Annotated in this window: 15 protein-coding genes; 7 read left to right on the forward strand and 8 right to left on the reverse strand. The window is 73.0% G+C overall.

Features of this window, described 5'->3' with window-relative positions:
• Positions 1–208 (reverse strand): UvrD-helicase domain-containing protein (locus ACR2FV_RS07660; protein WP_434015139.1); only part of this gene is annotated, 208 nt, incomplete at its 3' end.
• Positions 209–210: 2 nt separating this feature from the next.
• Entirely contained in the window at positions 211–1176 is a 966-nt protein-coding gene (gene nudC / locus ACR2FV_RS07665) for an NAD(+) diphosphatase (protein WP_434015101.1), read from the reverse strand.
• 80 nt (positions 1177–1256) lie between these two features.
• Here nudC and ACR2FV_RS07670 point away from each other — a divergent pair, with 80 nt between their 5' ends.
• Positions 1257–2582, forward strand: a complete 1326-nt coding sequence (locus ACR2FV_RS07670) for a phosphotransferase (protein ID WP_434015102.1) — start codon at positions 1257–1259, stop codon at positions 2580–2582.
• On the opposite strand, the gene ACR2FV_RS07675 is transcribed toward ACR2FV_RS07670, so the two are convergent.
• The gene (locus tag ACR2FV_RS07675; protein WP_434015103.1) at positions 2570–5851 is read right to left on the reverse strand and encodes an ATP-dependent helicase; all 3282 of its coding nucleotides are present in this window, start codon (positions 5849–5851) and stop codon (positions 2570–2572) included. The genes ACR2FV_RS07670 and ACR2FV_RS07675 overlap by 13 nt on opposite strands.
• A complete protein-coding gene (locus ACR2FV_RS07680) occupies positions 5848–9042 on the reverse strand; it encodes a PD-(D/E)XK nuclease family protein (protein WP_434015104.1) in 3195 nt (1064 codons plus the stop codon). Before ACR2FV_RS07680 ends, ACR2FV_RS07675 begins: the two co-directional genes overlap by 4 nt.
• Before the next feature lie 92 nt (positions 9043–9134).
• Between ACR2FV_RS07680 and ACR2FV_RS07685 the strand changes: the two genes are divergently transcribed.
• The 3 genes from ACR2FV_RS07685 to ACR2FV_RS07695 all read left to right on the forward strand — a co-directional run bounded on the left by ACR2FV_RS07685 (position 9135) and on the right by ACR2FV_RS07695 (position 10398).
• Positions 9135–9755: a TetR/AcrR family transcriptional regulator gene (locus ACR2FV_RS07685; RefSeq protein WP_434015105.1), complete on the forward strand. Its 621-nt coding sequence runs from the start codon at positions 9135–9137 to the stop codon at positions 9753–9755.
• 120 nt (positions 9756–9875) lie between these two features.
• Positions 9876–10103, forward strand: a complete 228-nt coding sequence (locus tag ACR2FV_RS07690) for a DUF3107 domain-containing protein (RefSeq protein WP_434015106.1) — start codon at positions 9876–9878, stop codon at positions 10101–10103.
• 25 nt (positions 10104–10128) lie between these two features.
• On the forward strand, positions 10129–10398 hold the full coding sequence (locus tag ACR2FV_RS07695) for a GlsB/YeaQ/YmgE family stress response membrane protein (protein ID WP_434015107.1): 270 nt from the start codon (positions 10129–10131) through the stop codon (positions 10396–10398).
• A gap of 7 nt (positions 10399–10405) precedes the next feature.
• On the opposite strand, the gene ACR2FV_RS07700 is transcribed toward ACR2FV_RS07695, so the two are convergent.
• Positions 10406–11092 carry a ferritin-like fold-containing protein gene (locus tag ACR2FV_RS07700; protein WP_434015108.1) on the reverse strand — a complete coding sequence of 229 codons (687 nt, stop codon included), beginning with the start codon at positions 11090–11092 and terminating at the stop codon, positions 10406–10408.
• A gap of 155 nt (positions 11093–11247) precedes the next feature.
• Between ACR2FV_RS07700 and ACR2FV_RS07705 the strand changes: the two genes are divergently transcribed.
• Positions 11248–12789 (forward strand): DEAD/DEAH box helicase, encoded by a 1542-nt coding sequence (locus ACR2FV_RS07705; RefSeq protein ID WP_434015109.1) that lies wholly within the window; start codon positions 11248–11250, stop codon positions 12787–12789.
• Here the strand turns inward: ACR2FV_RS07705 and ACR2FV_RS07710 are convergent.
• Both ACR2FV_RS07710 and ACR2FV_RS07715 read right to left on the reverse strand, forming a co-directional pair.
• The gene (locus ACR2FV_RS07710) at positions 12756–13610 is read right to left on the reverse strand and encodes a RecB family exonuclease (protein ID WP_434015110.1); all 855 of its coding nucleotides are present in this window, start codon (positions 13608–13610) and stop codon (positions 12756–12758) included. The two genes, ACR2FV_RS07705 and ACR2FV_RS07710, sit on opposite strands and share 34 nt — an antisense overlap.
• Positions 13607–14479, reverse strand: coding sequence for a PHP domain-containing protein (locus ACR2FV_RS07715; protein ID WP_434015111.1), 873 nt, complete (start codon positions 14477–14479; stop codon positions 13607–13609). Before ACR2FV_RS07715 ends, ACR2FV_RS07710 begins: the two co-directional genes overlap by 4 nt.
• Positions 14480–14556: 77 nt before the next feature.
• On the opposite strand from ACR2FV_RS07715, the gene ACR2FV_RS07720 reads away from it, so the two are divergent.
• Positions 14557–15234, forward strand: a complete 678-nt coding sequence (locus tag ACR2FV_RS07720) for a hypothetical protein (protein ID WP_434015112.1) — start codon at positions 14557–14559, stop codon at positions 15232–15234.
• A gap of 24 nt (positions 15235–15258) precedes the next feature.
• Here ACR2FV_RS07720 and ACR2FV_RS07725 read toward each other — a convergent pair whose 3' ends face one another.
• Positions 15259–16767, reverse strand: coding sequence for a threonine/serine ThrE exporter family protein (locus tag ACR2FV_RS07725; protein WP_434015113.1), 1509 nt, complete (start codon positions 16765–16767; stop codon positions 15259–15261).
• A gap of 55 nt (positions 16768–16822) precedes the next feature.
• On the opposite strand from ACR2FV_RS07725, the gene ACR2FV_RS07730 reads away from it, so the two are divergent.
• Complete coding sequence (locus ACR2FV_RS07730; RefSeq protein WP_434015114.1) at positions 16823–18340, forward strand: aminopeptidase P family protein; 1518 nt, start codon at positions 16823–16825, stop codon at positions 18338–18340.
• Positions 18341–18367: the final 27 nt, after the last annotated feature.

The following is an 18367-nucleotide window of genomic DNA, read 5'->3' on the forward strand; positions in this document are numbered from 1 at the left end:
CGGCGGCACGGGCGGTAAGGTCCACCGCAAGCACCTGGGGGGCGGTCAGCCCCCCGTTCCACACGCCGTAGGTGATGTGGTGGGTGATGGCTCTTGTTTTGCCGGTGCCGGCACCGGCCAGCACCACCATCGGGCCGAGCGGACTCTGGGCGACCGCACGCTGCTCGGGGTCCAGGCCGAGCAGCACCTCCTCGGCGCTGCGCGGCATACTCACGGGGCGTCCCGGCCCCGGAACGGGCCGGTCGGCTCGGTGGGCTGCTCCACCTCCCCGCCGTACCAGTCCTCGATCAGTCGCCGGGCAATGGACACGCGCGGAGGCAGGGCCAGCGCTCCCGAGCGGGTCGCCCAGCCCAGCTCGCCCCGCGTGAACCAGGCCGCCTCGGCGATCTCCTCCGGGTCCGGCTCCAGCTCGGTCCCCGATGTCCGGGCGGTGAAGCCGATCATCAGCGAGGCAGGGAAGGGCCACGGCTGGTTGCCCCGGTAGGCGATCTCCCGCACCCGCAGCCCGACCTCCTCGCCCACCTCGCGCGCCACCGCGGCCTCCAGTGACTCCCCTGCCTCGACGAATCCGGCGAGCACCGACATCCGGCCCTGCGGCCAGTGCGGGCCACGCCCCAGCAGGATGCGCTCCTGGTCATCGACCACGGCCACGATGACCGCGGTGTCGGTGCGGGGGTGGTGCTCACTCCCGTCCTCCTCGCACACCCTGACCCAGCCCCCTTGGGCAGGGACGGTGGCGGCGCCGCAGCGGGGGCAGCACGGGTGTCGTGCGTGCCAGTTGGCCAGCGCCACGGCGCTGGTCAGCACTCCGGCGTCGGTGTCGCCCAGCTCGGCGCCGGCGTCGCGCAGCGTGCGCCAGCCCTTGGCTCCCGGGTCGGGCCGGGACGGCTGGTCCTCGGACCAGACGATCGCGACATGGTCGCGCCCCTGGTCGTTGCGCCCGAGGTAGATGGCCAGCCGCGCCTCGTCGGCCATCTCGGCCGCTCGGGGGACCAGGCGCAGCTCACCGTCGACCCGGCAGGTGCGCATCCGGCCCTCGACGAGGTCGTAGACCCTGCTGGTGGAGTCGCCCAGGGCGCGCTTGAGCAGATCCTGGTCCCGCCGCCTCTTGCCGTCCCGGTCCAGGGTGCCGCGCGACAGCGACAGGTCCAACAGGGCGTCCGCTGTGCTGCTCACCGTCCCACTGTAGGACGGCGAGGGACCGGCCGCGGCCCTGCCTACGAGCATTCGGCGGACACCCGTCATACGGTGGCGTCGTGACCCGCAGTGACCTGGCCCTCGCCGCACTCGCCTGTGCCGCCGTGCCCGGGATGCGACCCGTCACCGTGCAGGAGTGGCGCGGGGCGTTGGGCGACAGCGACACCTCCGCCAGCAGACAGCATGCGCTGATCGAGGATGCCACGGGCCGGCGCTGGGAGGTGGTCGCCCCTCGGGCCGGCACGACCGGGGCGGACGCGGAGCACCACGACCCCCTGGTCCGTCACCTCGGCAAGCACCTGCCCTTCAAGGTCCCGGTGGCCGCAGGCTACGTGCCGCTGGGCGAGTCCGGCCGGGCCACCGTCTTCCCCCACGTCGAGGGTTCGGCCCTCGATCTGCACCGGCTGCCGGCCGGTCCGGGGCTGGCCAGCGCCGTGGGGCGGGCCGTCGCGGCGATCCACAACATTCCCGTCGGACTCTTCGAGGAGCACGGGGCCCCGGTCTTCGACGCCCAGGATCACCGGGAGCGCCGGCTGTCGCTGCTGGACCGGGCGGCCGAGACCGGTCATGTCCCCACCGGACTGCTGGCCCGCTGGGAGCAGGCCTTCGACACACCGGCACTGTGGAAGTTCACCCCGACCAGCGTGCACGGCTCGCTCGACGGCCACTCGTTCCGGGTGGCCTTCGCCGACGACGACGCCGCGAGCGGCCGGGTGGTGGCGATGATCGGATGGGCCCAGGCGGCCGTGACCGATCCGGCGGAGGACTTCGCCCTGCTGGTCGACCAAGCGCCACCGCCGGCCGTGGAGAGCGTGCTGGAGAGCTATGCCCTCGCGCGCTCGCAACGGCCCGATCCGCACCTGCTGCCCCGAGCTCGCCTCGCTGCCGAGATGCGCCTCCTCGATGGTCTCGCCGCCGCGGTGGCCGGTGACGACGAGGGTCGCGTGCGCCGCTACGTCGACCAGCTGCGCAAGCTCGACCGACTCACCTCGGCCGATGACTCCCTCGTGCCCGTGGAGCCCGACACCGACGAAGCCGTGGTGCAGGTCAGCCACGACTCGGCCCCGCCGGAGCCGCGCCCGGCCCAGTCGGACGACGACGCACCGGAGCACGAAGCACCGAACCACGACCCTACGGAGCTCGGCGCGCCGGAGCACGGTGAGTCCGAGAGCTCGGGGGCGCTGGACGAGCCGGCGGACAACGACGGAGAGACCCAGGTGTTGCCCGTCGTCCGGCTGGGCGAGGAGCTCGATGAGCGGACCCGTCTGCAAGACCTTTACGACGTGCCTGCCGAGGACCTGCCGGACGTGCCTGCCGACGACCTGCCCGAGGACCCCCCGGGCACCGGCGGCTCCACGAGGGCCGGACGCTCTCAGGGCGACTGAGACGAACTGCCAAGGAGCTCACCGACGACGGCATCCAGCTCCTGGTCATCCGGGAGATCGGGGCGCACCGTCTCGCCGGTGGCGGCGTAGAAGAACGCCCCATCCACCGCATTCTGTCCCCACCCGCGCAGCCGAGCGTAGGCCCGTCGGTAGATCGCCAGCTGCAACGCCTTGACCGGTTGCTCGGTGTGGTCGGGTGGGGAGCCGGTCTTCCAGTCCACCACACTCGCGCCTCCGTCGGCGCGGGGAAACACCGCGTCGATCCGGCCACGGACCACTCGTCCGGCCACCGTGGTCTCGATCCCGAGCTCGACGTGGGTCGGCACCCGATGCGCCCACTCACTGGCCAGGAAGGTCTTCTGCAGCCGGGCCAGCGAAGCGGGCACCGCGATGTCGGCACTGCCCGGCAGATCGTCCAGGTCGACCAGGGTCGCCGTGGAGAAGTAGTGCTCGACCCAGGCGTGGAACCGGGTGCCGACCTGAGCGTGCGGGGCGGGGGGTGCCGGCAGCGGGCGGCGCAGCGTGCGGCGGTACGCTGCCGGATCCCGCGCCAGGTCCAGGACGGCAGAGGTGGACAGCTGCTCGGGCAGCTGGGCCCCCTGCGGGTCGTCGCGCTGCGCCGCTCGCTCGGCGAGGAGCAGCGCAGCCTGGAGGGCGCGCGGGTCGGCCGGCTCGGACGCGGTGCCGAGATGTCCTGCACCGTCGCCGGGTGCGGGCTGCGCGAGCGCCCTGGTCTCCATGACGGCCTGCACGGTCTCGGCCACCGCTCGACGGCGGGATGAGGGCAGGACCGGCCAGGGGGCGGTCGTGTCGTGGGCCAGCATCGGGTTGTCGGCGGCGGCGTCCTCGGGAAGCCCTGCCCAAGGACCCACGCGGGCGTGCTCGACGACCTCGTCCAGGAAACGGGCGCTCACGCGTGGCCGCTTGCCGGTCGACCACACCGGGGCACTGAGGAGCAGCTCGCGCCGGGCCCGGGTCAGGGCGACGTAGGCCAGTCGGCGCTCCTCCTGCACCCGGTGCGCGACGCCAGCCTGGTAGAACGCGGTCAGCCGCTCCTTCAGCTCGTGGGTGTCCGCGACGCTCGCCCAAGGCAGCCTGGGCAGCCCGTCGTGGTCGCCGCGCAACGGGTAGGGCAGCGCTCCGATCCCGCTGAGCCACCCCTTGACCTGGTGCGCAGCGAAGATCCAGCCGTCGGCAGCCGGTTTTGCCGTGCCCCGCAGCGCCGGGAACGTGCCCTCGGCGAGCCCCGGCACGGCGACGACGTCCCATTCCAGGCCCTTGGCCGCGTGCACCGTCAACACCTGCACCGCCCCCGAGCTGACGGACACCTCGGCGAGCTCGGGGATCTCCACGTCCTCGAGCCCCCGCTCGTGGTCGCGGGCGGCCTCCAGCCACTCCAGGAACCCCCCCAGGGTGGGGCGCTCTGCCGCTGCGGCGAAGGAGGCCGACACTTCGCCCAGGGCGTCCAGGTGGGCCCTGGCCCAACCCTCACCGGCCCCGTCGACGAGGTCGGGGTCGGCGAGCACGTCGATGTCCAGCCCGAGGACCCGCTCGGCCTCCAGCAGCAGGTCGGGCAGGGGCAGTCCGACGGCGGAGCGCACGCGCGCCACGGCACGGGACAGGGTGCGCACGCGACGGAGTCCCTCGGCACCGAGGCAGGCACCGTCGGCGGCGCTCCACCCGGTCGGCGGTGGATGGTCCACCGCCTCCCCCAGGGTGGGCTCGTCGTCGGGGTGATGCCGGACCAGGTGCCGGGCCCAGGCCCACAGGGCGGTGAGGTCGGCCGCGCCCAGTCGGGTGACCGGCCCGGTCAGCAGCCGCATCAGCTGGTCGCCGCGGCCCGGCTCTTGCGCCGCCCACAGCAGGGCGACGAGGTCCACGAGCTCCGGCGCGTCGAGCAGGCCACCCAGACCGACCACCTCGACCGGCAGGCCCTCCGCTCTGAGGGCATCGACGACCGGGCCGAACTGCGCCCGGTTGCGGCACAGCACGGCGGCCGACACCCCGGTCCACCGCTGCTCGTGGTCGTGGAAGCGCTGCTTCAGCCAGCTGGCCAGGTGAGCGGCCTCGTCCAGGTGCGTCGGCAGCTGCGCGACGTGCACCGCCCCGGAGTGGGCGTCCGGTGAGCAGGTCAGCTGTGGCACGTCGACGGTGCTGCGGGCACGCAGCGGCCTTGCCACGGTGTTGGCCGCCTCCAACACCTGTCGGCTGTTGCGCCACGAGGTGCTCAGCGGCAGCACCGGGCAGGTCCGGTCGCCGTGCGCGAAGACCGTCGGGAAGCGGGTGAGCGTCGTCGCGCTGGCGCCGCGCCATCCGTAGATCGACTGGTGCGGGTCGCCGACCGCCGTGACGGGCACCGTGCTCCCGGCGAACAAGGAGGACAGCAACACCAGCTGCGCCTCCGAGGTGTCCTGGAACTCATCGAGCAGCACCACGGCGTAGCGGCTGCGCTCGGTGGCACCCACGAGGGGCAGGTCCCGCGCCAGCTGCGCGGCCAGCGCCATCTGGTCGGCGAAGTCCAGCGCCGACCGTTCGCGCTTGGCCTGCTGGTAGGCGCGCACCAGGGGCAGCACCAGGGTCTGGGTGCGCAACAGTCTCGCCGTGGCGCGACCCTCCGCCACCGCCCGGCGGCCGTCCCGCCCCGGCAGATTGTCCAGCCGGTCGGCAGTCACGCCCAGCCAGTCCACCACCTGCTCGGGGGAGACCAGGTGCTCGGCCAGCTCCCCTGCGAGGTGCACCACGGCGTGCACCACCGTGCTCGCCGCCTGCTCCAGTCCATCCATCGACCCGGTGTGCCGGTGCACGACCTCGTGCGCGACCTGCCACGCCGCAGCCTCGGAGAGCAGTCGGCTGTCCGGCTCCAGACCGAGTCGCAGCCCGTGCTCGCTGACCAGGCGACCGGCATACGCGTGATAAGTGGACACGGTAGGGGGAATGGCGGCGTCCACCTCCAGGGGGGAGGAGCGCCCCACGCCGTGGGCGTGCAACCGACGCAGTCGGTCGCCCACCCGCGCGCTCAGCTCCAGTGCGGCCTTGCGGGTGAAGGTGAGCCCGAGGATCTGCTCAGGGCGGACCGCTGCGTTGGCCACGAGCCAGAGCACCCGCGCGGCCATCGTCTCGGTCTTGCCGGAGCCGGCGCCGGCCACCACCAGCGTCGAGGTGAGCGGTCCCTCGATCACGGCGGTCTGCTCGGCGGTCGGCGTCGGCAGGCCCACCGCCTCGGCGATAGCGGCGGCCGACCAGACGGCTGTGGCACCTGCCTCTGTCATTGGTGGTCTCCTTCGGGCTGCACGGGGCAGGACAGCCGCACCTGGCAGGTGCGGCAGCCGTCGCCGACACTCGCCTGAAACGCTGCCTCGGCCATCCCCTCCGCGGTGCGGTGCAGCAGATCATGGGCCCAGCCCGGTTCTTCGCTCCCAGCCAGCGGCGACTGCATCTGCGGCTCCCCGTCGCGGACGGCGACCTTGCCGACGTGCGCCAGCGCAGCACCGCCGGAATCGGGCTGCGGGCCGGTCACCCCCGCGAAGGCCCCCTCCTGGACGGCCACCTGGTAGGCGCCGAGCTGGGGGTGGGTGGCCACCTCGTGCCGTGCCGGCTTGCGTGAGCCCGTCTTGAGATCCACGACGAGATAGCGACCCGCCGCGTCGCGCTCGAGACGGTCGACCTGGCCCACGACGAGGGCCCGACCCACACCGACCTCCCCCGCGAGCTCCACGGCGACCAGCTCGCGACCGGCCCGGGTCGCTGTCGACCGGTAGGCCACATACGCCTCGACCATCGCCTCCGCGCGTCTGCGCTCGCGTTGGGCCACCCACGAGGCAGGCAGCCGCAGCTCCTCCCAGCGAGTCCCCAGGGCCTGCACCAGGTCGCCGGCTTCGGCGTGCGGCGTCGCCGCGACCACCTCATGGACGAGGGTGCCCACCGAGCTGGCGACCGCACCCCCTACCTCGCCCCCGTGACTGCTCAGCAGCCAGCGCAACGAGCACTCGGAGAACGACTGCACCTTCGAGGGCGAAACCCGCACGGGACCCTGGGCCACTCGTGGAGCCGTGCTCGAGACGCTCCGTGCATCCGACCACGCCGCCGGGTCGGCGCCGGCCACCTCGTGGGCGGCCAGCGTCGCCAGCAGGTCGGCGCAGCGGTCCCGCTCGACCACCTGGCCGGAGCGGTGTGCCCGGACCAGGTCCCGACGCAGCGAGGCCACCAGGCTGCGCAGCGTCGGCGCCGGCGGGACGTGCACGAGGCTCGAGGTGTCGGCGTCCGGGTCGACCAGGCGACAGAACATCGAGGGCTGCTCGTCCGTGCTCGACACCGCAGTCACGAGGAGCCGCGTGGTCGCCCGGCTGACCGCCACGTGAAACTGACGGGCCTCGTCGTCCAGCACCTGCCGTTGTGCTGCCTGCACCCCCGCCGGGCCGGACGACGCTCGACCGTGCACCGTCTCCACCAGCAGCTGGGCGCCCAGCAGGGTGTCCCGCAGCCGCAGATCGGGCCACACCCCCTCCTGCACCCCGATCACCGCCACGGTGTGCCACTGCCGACCTGCGGCGGCGAACGGGGTGAGCACCTCGACCGCCTCGGCCAACCGCGACCGAGCGGCCAGGCTGTCGGGAGCGACGTCGTGACTGCCCACGTGCTCGAGAAACCCCCAGGGATCGGTGCGGCCCAGTCGGGTGACGAAGTCCTCTGCGGCGTCGAACAGGACCATCACGGCATCGAGCTGGCGATCCGCGCGAGCCCCTGCGGACCCCCCCTCGGCGGACTGGGAGTCCCAGTGCCGAGCCAGTCCGCTGGAGGACCACAGTGCCCACAGCAGATGATGCGCATCACCCCGCTGAGCGGGGTCGCGCAGCAACTGGGCACCGGCGTGCAGGACCCCGGCCAGCCGGCGCGCCGGCAGCAGGTCGACATCGTGACCGACGCCCGGATCCGTGCGCCAGACCGGATCCAGCAGCGCCGCCACGAGCAGCTCGTCCGCGCTCGGTGGCGGCGTTGCCGCCGCTCCGCTGAGGTCGCCCTGCCGGTGCAGGGCGCGGCGCAGCCGCCGCAGGGTGACCGGGTCGGCGCGGCCCAGCGGCGAGGTGACCAGCTCGACGGCCTCCGCTGCGCTCAGCGCCGGTGCAGGCCCGTCCACCATGACCAGCACCACCTGGTAAGCGAGCAGCAACGTTCTCGTCGCGGGATCCTGACGCAGCGGCAGCGCCGCGCGACCCGGGTGCGCCGGGACCGATGCGACCCGCAGCGCCCGCCGAACCGCCTCGTGGGCCGCACCGGACCGGGCGATGACCGCCATCTGCGACCAGGGCACCTCGTCGCGCAGATGAGCCACCCGCAGCGCCTGCGCGACGTAGGCCGCCTCCTGGGCGGTGCTGTGCAACGCCACGACGTCCACCTGGCCGGGGTCGTCGCGGGCGATCTCCGGCCCCCGGTGAGCAGCCCCGGAGGCGACGCCGATCCGCCGCGCCACCCGCTGCGTGACGGCGGCCGGCAGCCGGGCGACCCGATGCACCCGGGGCAGCACCACTTCGGCGGGAGCCTGGCCCGGCAGGTGCGCGGCCAGGTCTCGGGCGAGGCCGGCGAAGCGCTCGGGGGACGCGCCGCGGAAGCCTTGGACCACGGCATCGCCGTCCCCGGCCAGCAGCACGTGCATGCCGGGACGGTGCACCGCGGCCACCAGCCGGGCCGCGGACGCCGTGAGCTCCTGCGCGTCGTCCACGACCAGGAGCCGGAGGGGGTCCAGGATCGTCCTTGCCACGGCAGGGTCGGTCTGCAGGACCTGCGCCGCCGCCGCACAGATCCACGCGGGGTCGTAGGCACCCGGGGAGGCCAGGGCACTGACCTCGTCGTACTCCTGCATGACCTTGGCCGCCGCGACCCACGCCGGGTGATCGTGCCGGTCCCCCCAGCACGCGAGCTGCTCCGGGTCGACACCGTGCTCCACCGCTCGCATGATCAGGTCGCGCAGCTGATCGCGGAAGCCGCGGGTCTCCAGCGCCCCGTTCAGCTCCTCGGGCCAGCCGGGAGCAGGTGAGTCGCCGCTGCGATGCCCGCGCAGCAGGTCCCGAAGGAGCGCGTCCTGCTCGGCCCCGGTCAGCAGTCGGGGCTCGGGGAGCCCGTGCGCTGCCGCCGCGCCGCGCAGCACCGCGAAGGCCAACGACGCCGGGGTGCGCACCAACGGCTCGGTGTGGGTGCCTCCCACGGCGGCACCGAGGTCACCGCGCAGCCGGCCCGCTGCCACCCGGCTGGGCGCGATCACCAGCGCACCGGAGCGCGGCGTGCCGCTCTCGACCTGCTCGCGCACGACCCCGAGTGCGGTCGTGGTCTTGCCGGTGCCCGGTGCGCCGGTCAGCAGCACCACCCCGGCCGGGGTGTCGCGCAGCAGGTGGCTGACGCTGCGCGACCGGGATACCTGCTCGGCCACCTGCTCGCCGTCGGGCCGGGCGGCACGCTGCTGATCCATAGGACCATCAGATCAGGCGCCACCGACACGCGTGGCCGCGCCGAGCCGCGACCCCCCTAGGATCGCCTCTCAGGGAGACCAGGAGGTATGCGGTGAGCACGGATGCAGGGGTGCGGCGACGGCGCTCCCGCGCAGAGCGTCGGCACCAGCTGCTGGAGGCGGCGCGGGACGCCTTCGTCGAGTCCGGATACCACGCCACGGCCATGGACGACATCGCCGAGCGCGCCGGGGTCTCCAAGCCGGTGCTCTACCAGCACTTCCCCAGCAAGCTGGACCTCTACCTCGGACTGCTCGACCAACAGGCGGCGACGCTGGTCGAGCTCATCGAGCAGGCACTGCAGTCGACGCAGGACAACCAGCAGCGGATCGCTGCGACCGTCGAGGCCTACTTCGACTTCGTCGACACTCCGGACGGCGCCTACCGGCTGGTCTTCGAGTCCGACCTCGTGGCCGAGGCAGCGGTGAAGCGCCGCGTGGAGGCGGTCACCGACGCGTGCGCCGGCGCCGTGGCCGAGGTGATCCAGGAGGACACCGGGCTGGACGCCGATCACGCCTTCCTGCTCGGCGTCTGCCTGGCCGGCATGGCCCAGGCGTGCGCGGCCCGATGGGTGGCCCTACAGCGACCGGTGCCCCGCAGCCGCGCTGCCGAGCTGGTGCGCTGCCTCGGCTGGAGCGGGCTGGAGTCCTTCCCCCTGGCCCGGACGCCCGAATGAGGCCTGGGCCCGGCGCAGCCGGGGGCCGATGTCGCCGTCGATCCCACGAGGCGGCACGATAGGGGCAGCCGTCCACGCATGACCCGCTCGAAGCGAGCGGTCCCGACCAGAAGGAGCAAGGTGCAGATTCGCATCGGCGTACGCAACGTCGCCCGAGAGATCACGATGGAGTCCGACGGAACGTCCCAGGACGTCCGCGACGCCGTCGCCTCGGCGTTGAGCGATCCGGACGGCCTCCTGTCGTTGACCGACGAGCGGGGCGCCACGGTCCTGGTGCCCGCGCAGGCCCTTGGCTACGTCGAGATCGGCGCCTCCGAGAAGGGACGTGTGGGCTTCGGGACCACCTGAGGTCACCGCATACGAGGAGGAGCTCATGCAGATCACCGTCACCACCATCATCGCGGCGTTCATCCTGGGGATCGTCATCGGCCCCCTGGCCAGGTTGTTGCTGCCGGGCCGGCAGGACGTCAACCTGCTCATGACGGTGCTGCTCGGGGCCGTCGGTGCCCTGGCGGGCTCGATCATCGTCTCGGCAGTCGGCTCGGGCACAGGCTTCAACATCTGGGCCCTGCTGACCGGTGTCGTCGTGGCTGCCGTGCTGGTCCTGCTCTACACCGCAGTAGCCGGCAACAAGACCCGCTGAGCCGGGCTCAGGCGCTCAGGCCGATCCGCCGCATGCGCACGGTGTGCGCCTCGGTCAGCCGGGTCAGCATGCGCCCCAGCTCGACCAGGTCCGCCTCCGCGCCGGGCACCTCCCAGGCGCCGACCAGCAGCGCGGCCAGCGCGTCGCGCTCCACCGCGACCCGCTGGGTCTGCGCCAGGGCCTCACCGACTAGTCGCCGGCCCCACAGCGCCAGCCGGCCGGCCCGGTCGGCCCTGTGGTCCAGGGCGTCGCCGATCGTCGCTGCGAGCACGTCGTCCTGCCCGTGGTCGGCCAGTACGCGCTCCATCAGCTCGCGGGTCTGCGGGTCGACCCGGCGGGACACCTCGCGGTAGAAGTCCCGGGCGATGCCGTCGCCGACGTAGGCCTTGACCAACACCTCCAGCAAGTCCCGTGGCCGGCTGCGCTCGTGGAAGCCGTCGATGGCAGCGGCGAAGGGCGCCATGGCCTGCTCGGGCTCGGACCCGAGCTCGACCAGCCGAGACTCGATCAGGGTGTAGCTGTCCCATGCCTGCGCGCCGATCCGGGCCACGGTGAGCCGCACGTCCAGCGCGGGTGCGTCCCGGGCGTCAGCGGCCAGCTGCAGCGATCCGGCCAGCTCGGCGTAGGCCAGCGCACCCAGCACGTCCACGACGGCCTGTTGGTAGGTCGCCTCGCCGACCGGCTCCTGGTGCATGGGCTCACGCTATCGCCGCCTACACTGGATGGACCACGGTGCCCGGTCGGCACGGACGAGGGAAGCCCACAGCGGGCTCGCAGATGAGCGCACCCGATCGGCCCATCCGCAGCGCACCGATCCCGGTGGCGCCCACCGACCCAGAGGTTCACCCCATGCAAGACCAGCCCACGTTTGCCGATTTCGGCATCCACCCCGACGTCGTCGCGGCCTTGGCCCAGCACGGCATCATCCATCCCTTCCCCATCCAGGCGATGACCCTGCCGGTGGCCCTGGGCGGCCACGACATCATCGGCCAGGCCAAGACCGGCACGGGAAAGACCCTCGGCTTCGGCCTGCCCATCCTGCAGCGAGTCCTCGCCCCGCAGGACCCCGGCTTCACCTCTCTGGCCGTGCCCGGCGCACCCCAGGCCCTCGCCGTGGCGCCGACCCGGGAGCTGGCGGTGCAGGTCGCCCAGGACCTGACCCGGGCCGGAGCGCGGCGTGGCGTCCGGGTGCTGACGGTCTACGGCGGACGGGCCTACGAGCCGCAGATCGAGGCCCTGACCAAGGGGGTGGAGATCGTCGTCGGGACGCCGGGACGGCTGATCGACCTGGCCGAGAAGGGCCACCTGAGCCTGGCCCACGCGCGGACCGTGGTGCTCGACGAGGCGGACGAGATGCTCGACCTCGGCTTCCTGCCGGATGTCCAGAAGATCCTGGCGATGACCCCGGCGGGACGACAGACGATGCTGTTCAGCGCCACCATGCCCGGCGCGGTGGTCTCGCTGGCCCGCGGCTACATGACCCAGCCGACGCACATCCGGGCGATCACCGAGGGCGACGAGGGCCAGACCGTGGCCGCCGTGGAGCAGTTCGTCTACCGCGCCCACGCGATGGACAAGGTCGAGCTGCTCTCCCGCGTGCTGCAGGCTCGGGACCGGGGCCTGACCATCGTGTTCACCCGCACCAAGCGCACCGCGGCCAAGATCGCCGACGACCTGGCCGACCGCGGGTTCGCGGCTGCAGCCATCCACGGCGACCTCGGCCAGGGTGCCCGCGAGCAGGCGCTGCGAGCCTTCCGCAACAAAAAGATCGACGTGTTGGTGGCCACCGACGTGGCGGCCCGGGGCATCGATGTCGAGGCAGTGACCCACGTCATCAACTACCAGTGCCCGGAGGACGAGAAGCCCTACCTGCACCGGATCGGCCGGACCGGCCGGGCCGCCGCCACCGGGGTCGCGCTGACCTTCGTGGACTGGGACGACCTGCACCGGTGGGCCCTGATCAACAAGGCCCTGGACCTGGGCATCCCGGACCCTCAGGAGACCTACTCCTCCTCCCCCCACCTGTTCACCGACCTGGACATCCCGTCGGGGATCACGGGCTCGCTGCCCCGCTCCGCCCGCACCCGGGAGGGTTTGGGTGCCGAACGGGTGGAGGACATCGAGAGCCCCGGTGGCGCACGGCGACGCCAGGGGGGCGCGTCCGGAGGTGGCCGCGTCAGTGGCCGTGACAGTGACCGAGACAGTGGCCGTGGAGGTGCACGAGGCGGCGCACGAAGCGGGCGGGCGAGCCGCGACGGGGCCGACTCGCCCCGGACCGAGCGCGCATCGACCTCGACCTCGACCTCGAAGGACGGAAGCCGACGGCGGCGCCGACGGACCTCCGGTGGTCGCTCCGGTCACGGCGCGGACGCGTCCTCGACCGGCGACTGACCCGACGCCTCCAGGGCCTCCAGCCCCGCCCAACCCGGGTGCGCAGCGCCGACCTGCAGACCCTCGGCGCAGTGCTGCTGCACCGCGCACCACCGGCACAGCGCCGAGGGCCGCGCCGGGAAGGCTCCCGCATCCGCGCCGTCGCCGGCGTGCGCGGCCAGCGCCTCCCTCAGCTCGGCGCCGATCGACTCCGCCTCGGCGAGCTTGCGCGCAGCAGAGGTTTCGGTGTGCCGGTGCGCCTGCACCGTCTGGGAGGGCACATGGTGCAGCTCGACCCGGGAGCAGGGGCGACGCCACATCCGGGACACCGCCAGCGCGTAGAGCCCCAGGGCCAGCGAGGTCCGCGCCGCGTCGGGTGCTGGTGGATGCCTGCCGGTCTTGTAGTCGACCACGACCAGCTCGCCGTCCCGCTCGTCGAGGCGGTCGACCCGGCCCTGGACGGCCAGACCATCCGCCGGCATCGCCACCGTGCGCTCGACGGCCAGGGGATCAGCAGTCCGGTCCATCCCCCGCAGGTAGTCGATCACCCACCCGGTGACGATCGGACGCCAGTGGTCTGTCTGTGCTCGATCCCGGAACCCTGCGGACTGCCAGTGCGCTCCGACCAGCTCCGCCACCCGCCTCGGCACCCGGTCCGGGACGTCGAGCTCCCAGAATCGGCTCAGGGCGGCGTGGGCGGTGTTGCCGATGGAGACCACCGCTCGCTGGGGCGCGGGCGCAGGGCGTGGACGGTCCAGATAGCGCAGCCGGTAGGCCCGCGGACAGTCCAGCCAGGTGCCCAGGCTCGACGGGCTCACGTTGAGCAGTCGTGGGCCGGTCATGGCAGGGGGGCTCCGAGCAGCGCCGTGCCGGTGGCACCGGCCACAATGCGCTCGAGGGACCGCACGGGCGTGGTGTGCTCCGCGATCCGGTTGGGCTTGCCGGCGCCGTGGTAGTCGCTCGAGCCCGTGGGAATCAGGCCCCAGCGCACACAGAGCTCGGCGGCATGGTCCCGGTCGGCCTGCTGATGGTCGCGGTGGTCGACCTCCAGCCCGGCCAGCCCCGCTCGCACCATCCCCTCGATGACGCCGTCCGCCACGGTGCGCCCGCGGGCACGGGCGAAGGGGTGGGCCATCACGGGGACGCCGCCCGCGGCTCGGACCGTCCGGATGGCGTCGAGCACGTCGGGCGCCCAGTGCCGGACGTAGTAGGCGCTGCGCCCGTGCAGCACCTCGGCGAAGGCACGATCCCGGTCCGGATGGGCCCCCGCGCGCACCAGCGCGTCGGCGACGTGCGGACGACCGAGGGTGGCTCCCGGCGAGGAGTGGGCGAGGATCTCGTCGTAGTCGAGGGGATAGCCGTCGGCGACGAGACGTCCGACCATGGTGCGCAGCCGCGTGCGCCGGTGGTCCCTAATCTGCTGCAGCAGGTGCACGAGGGCAGGCAGATCCGGATCGGGCAGGTAGGCCAGCAGGTGCACCGAGATGCCGCCGGCCTGGCACGACACCTCGATGCCGGGCACCAGGCTCACTCCCAGCCGATGTGCCTGCGCCCCGGCCTCCTGCCACCCCGCAGTCACGTCGTGATCGGTCAGGCCCAGCACCGCAACCCCGGCCCGCGCGGCAGCGCGGACCAGGTCGGCAGGGGCCTGGGTCCCGTCACTGCAGGTTGAGTGGGTGTGCAGGTCGATCACCTGTCCCGCTCCAGCCATGAGGGCACGGTATGCCATGGAGGTCGGCATACTGGGACCGTCCACAGCACCGGAGCCGATCTGCCACAGGAGTCCCGATGACCCAACGCGTCCGCATCTCGCTCTGCGCCGGTCTCGGTGCCCTCGTGCTGGTCACCGGTTGCGCCGGGCCGGACGAGGGGAGCAGCCCCGAAGGGGATGATGCCGCGCCGGCGGCCACGTCCAGCGCCTCGTCCGGGGACGTTGCCGCCCCGACCACTCCCGGGACCGGGGGCGAGGACGCCCGGGCGACGAGCTCGGCTCCGGACGACGCCGCCACCAGCACAGCGCAACAGCAGGTCACGTCGGTGACGTCCACAGACGGGGCCTTCACCTTCGACACGCCGCAGGCGTGGAGTGACGTGACCTCCGAGGCGGGTGCCCAGTCGGTCGCGGCCGTGCGTGCCGACGAGCGTGCCGACGACTTCTTCACCAACCTGGTCGTCGTGGCGGAGGAGCCGATCGCGGATCTCGAGCAGTCCATCGAGGAAGCCAAGACCACGATCGCCGGCGCGGACGGGGCCGCCACGGCCACGGAGCAGATCGAGGTCGACGGTGAGACCGGCTACGCCTTCCGGATCAGCCGCACCGTGCAGGACGTCGACATCGTGCAGGCGCAGCGATGGGTCGAGCACGACGGGGCGCTCTATGTCCTGACCATGTCGTCCGCGCGGACCCAGCAGCGGTCGGCCGTCGACACGCTCGAGGAGATCCTGCAGTCCTGGTCCTGGCAGTGAGGCACGCTCCGGTGCACCGGAGCCTCACTCCTGCCAGCCACCGACGGCCTGGCGTCGCGCCCGGATGGCCGCACGGTCAAGCCCGAACCGCAACCGCGCGGCATACGCGCCGATCGAGAGCCCCGCGGCCAGTCCCAACGCGATCCCCAGCGCGGAGATGAGCTCCAGTGCACCTCCGGAGAGCTGGCCCGAGCCCTGCAGGATCTGGGAGAGTCCTCGGTAGACCGACAGACCGGGGAGCAGGCTCACGATGGCCGCGGTGGTCACCGCCAGCTCGGGCACATGCAGGGTCCGGTGCGCGAGATGTCCGAGGGCACCCGCGACGGCTGCCGCCACGGTCACGGTGGCTGCCGTGCCCAGGCCGAGCGGCCCCAAGGCCTCGAAGCAGATCCAGGTGAGGGCAGCGAGCAGGGCCGAGACCCCTGTGGCGCGGACCCCGGTGTAGGTCGACAGCGCGAAGCCGAGCGCCACGATCGTCGCCCCGATCGTGCCCGTCAGCGGGGAGCCACCGAGGTTCACCGACGAGGAGACGAACATGTTGACCCCGAACCGACCTGCCAGGGCCAGCACCGCGGAGATGCCCAGGGCGATGCCCAGGGTCAACATCAGGACCTCCAGCCCTCGAGCGCCGGCGGTGACGTAGTAGCCGTCGATGGCGTCCTCTGCCGCGCCCATCACGGAGAGGCCGGCCAGCAGCACGATGATCCCGGAGACGACCAGCAGCGACGGCGAGGTCAACCCCGGCACGTCGACACCCACCGAGGTCAGGACGAACAGACCGGCCGCGATGGCCGTGGGGATGGCTGCGCTGAGAGCCTGCCGGAAGAAGGCCGCGATCCCGATCTGGTGCAACCGGCGCTGCACCCGGTCCACGATCGTGGCACTCAGCGCCGCCACGACCCACATGCCCGGCGCCGCGCCGAAGAGGATGACGACGCCCGCCGCCATCAGTGCGTAGCCGAGGGTGACCACCCAGCGCCGGTAGGGGTGCGGGGCCCTCAGCAGGTCATCGAGTCGCTCGCGCGCGTCGTCGACGGGGATGGGCTCCTGGCCGGCTCGCGCACGGTCCGTGATCCCGTCCACCAGGAGCTGCAGCGCCTCGAGCCGGGAGTAGTCGGGGGAGCGCACCTTGATGACCCGCAGCACCGCCAGGGAGTCCTGGTCCAGACCGCGCTCGATGGACACCGAGATCGAGGTGTAGGTGATGTCCACCGAGGTGGAGGGCACACCGTAGGCCGAGGTGAGGCGCAGCACGGTGGCGACCACCTCCGCGGCCGAGCCCCCCGTCGTCAGCAGTGCCTCGCCCGCCCGCAGGGCCAGGTCCAGGACCGCGCGCGCATGTCGTTGCGACACGTCGTCGTCGCCGCTGCCGGGCACGCCGATCGGCACGGTGGGTGGCCCAAGACCCCGCACGGCCCACCCTGCGCGCCGGCGCCAGACCTGGCCGACCGAGGTGGCCGGACGCACCTGCGGTCCCGTGATCTCCCGGCCGGACGGCCGGCTCCGCCCGCCCTCGGAGGCACCTGATGTCACGGGGCCAGCCTAGGGCCCCCGCGGCCTTTACGGGACCTCATGCCACGATGGACCAGTGAGTGAGAAGCAGGCCCCGGCGGGGCATCGCAGCCGGCCCACCGGAGCTGCCTTCCGGTCGTTCATGAGCACCGGTTGGGCGGCTGCACGGGCCGAGCTGCCGGAGCGCACCGAGGCGGCGCGGTATGCCGCGGCACGCCGGGCGCAGGTGTCCGCAACCTTCCCCGGTGACCGGTTGGTGGTCCCGGCCGGGGGGTTGAAGGTGCGCAGCAACGACAGCGACTACGTCTTCCGCCCGCACAGCGCCTTCGCGCACCTGAGCGGTCTGGGCGCCGACCGTGAGCCCGACGCCGTCCTGGTGCTCGAGCCACGCGAGCAGGCGGACCACGACGCGGTGCTGTACTTCCGGCCCTCCGCCACCCGCGACAGCGACGAGTTCTTCGCCGACTCCCGGGTCGGGGAGTTCTGGGTCGGCAGCAGGCCAACCCTGGAGAGCACCGCGGCGGAGCTGGGCGTGGTGACCCGCCACCTCGACGAGCTCGCGGACGCGCTGGCCAAGGACGTTGGTCTCGACATGCTCGGCGTCCGAGTGGTCCGCGACGCCGACCCCGACGTGGCGGCCCTGGTCGACGCCGCGCGTGCCCAGGCCGGCCAGCAGCCACCCCACGGGGCCGTCACGCAGGAGGATGCGGAGGAGCAGGACGCCGAGCTCGCCCGCCACCTGTCCACCCTGCGACTGGTCAAGGACGCCTGGGAGATCGAGCAGATGCGCCGGGCGGTGCAGTCCACGGCGCAGGCCTTCGACGCGGTCGTCGAGCAGCTGCCCGAGGCGGTGCGAGCAGACCGCGGCGAGCGCTGGATCGAGGGCGTCTTCGCCTTGCACGCCCGGCACCGGGGCAACGGCGTGGGCTACGACTCCATCTGCGCGGCCGGAGAGCACGCGACGACGTTGCACTGGATCCGCAACACCGGCGACGTCGGACCGGACGACCTGGTGCTCCTGGATGCCGGCGTGGAGACCGACACCCTCTACACCGCCGACGTGACCCGCACGCTGCCCGCGAGCGGCACGTTCACACCGGCCCAGCGCCGGGTCTATGACGTCGTGCTCGAGGCCCAGGAGGCCGGTCTGGCCGCCGCCCGCCCCGGCAACCGGTTCAGTGACATCCACGCGGCGGCCATCGGGGTCATCGCGCAGCGGATGCACGACTGGGGCATGCTCCCCGAGGGTGTCGACGTGGAGACCACCTTGGACCCCGAGCACGGGCAGTTCCACCGGCGCTGGATGGTGCACGGCACCAGTCACCATCTCGGCATCGACGTGCACGACTGCGCGCGCGCCCGCAAGGAGGACTACCTGGACGCCCAGCTGGCTGAGGGCATGGTGCTCACGGTCGAGCCGGGGCTGTACTTCAAGACCGACGACGAGCTGGTGCCTGAGGAGCTGCGGGGCATCGGGGTGCGCATCGAGGACGACGTGGTGATCACCGCGGATGGCTGCGACAACCTGTCCGCGATGCTGCCGCGCAGCGCCGACGACGTGCAGGCCTGGGTCCGCTCGGGGGGGCGGCGCTGAGCGGCGGCTTCTCAGGCCTGCGCGCCA

The organism is Ornithinimicrobium sp. (assembly GCF_051004135.1).
Taxonomy (GTDB): domain Bacteria; phylum Actinomycetota; class Actinomycetes; order Actinomycetales; family Dermatophilaceae; genus Ornithinicoccus.

Excerpts from the sequence above, each read along its gene's own strand:
- ACR2FV_RS07680 (WP_434015104.1), bottom strand. The coding sequence starts at position 9,042 with ATGGATCAGCAGCGTGCCGCCCGGCCCGACGGCGAGCAGGTGGCCGAG.
- ACR2FV_RS07695 (WP_434015107.1), top strand. The coding sequence starts at position 10,129 with ATGCAGATCACCGTCACCACCATCATCGCGGCGTTCATCCTGGGGATC.
- ACR2FV_RS07705 (WP_434015109.1), top strand. The coding sequence starts at position 11,248 with ATGCAAGACCAGCCCACGTTTGCCGATTTCGGCATCCACCCCGACGTC.
- ACR2FV_RS07710 (WP_434015110.1), bottom strand. The coding sequence starts at position 13,610 with ATGACCGGCCCACGACTGCTCAACGTGAGCCCGTCGAGCCTGGGCACC.
- ACR2FV_RS07700 (WP_434015108.1), bottom strand. The coding sequence starts at position 11,092 with ATGCACCAGGAGCCGGTCGGCGAGGCGACCTACCAACAGGCCGTCGTG.
- ACR2FV_RS07720 (WP_434015112.1), top strand. The coding sequence starts at position 14,557 with ATGACCCAACGCGTCCGCATCTCGCTCTGCGCCGGTCTCGGTGCCCTC.
- ACR2FV_RS07675 (WP_434015103.1), bottom strand. The coding sequence starts at position 5,851 with ATGACAGAGGCAGGTGCCACAGCCGTCTGGTCGGCCGCCGCTATCGCC.
- ACR2FV_RS07715 (WP_434015111.1), bottom strand. The coding sequence starts at position 14,479 with ATGGCTGGAGCGGGACAGGTGATCGACCTGCACACCCACTCAACCTGC.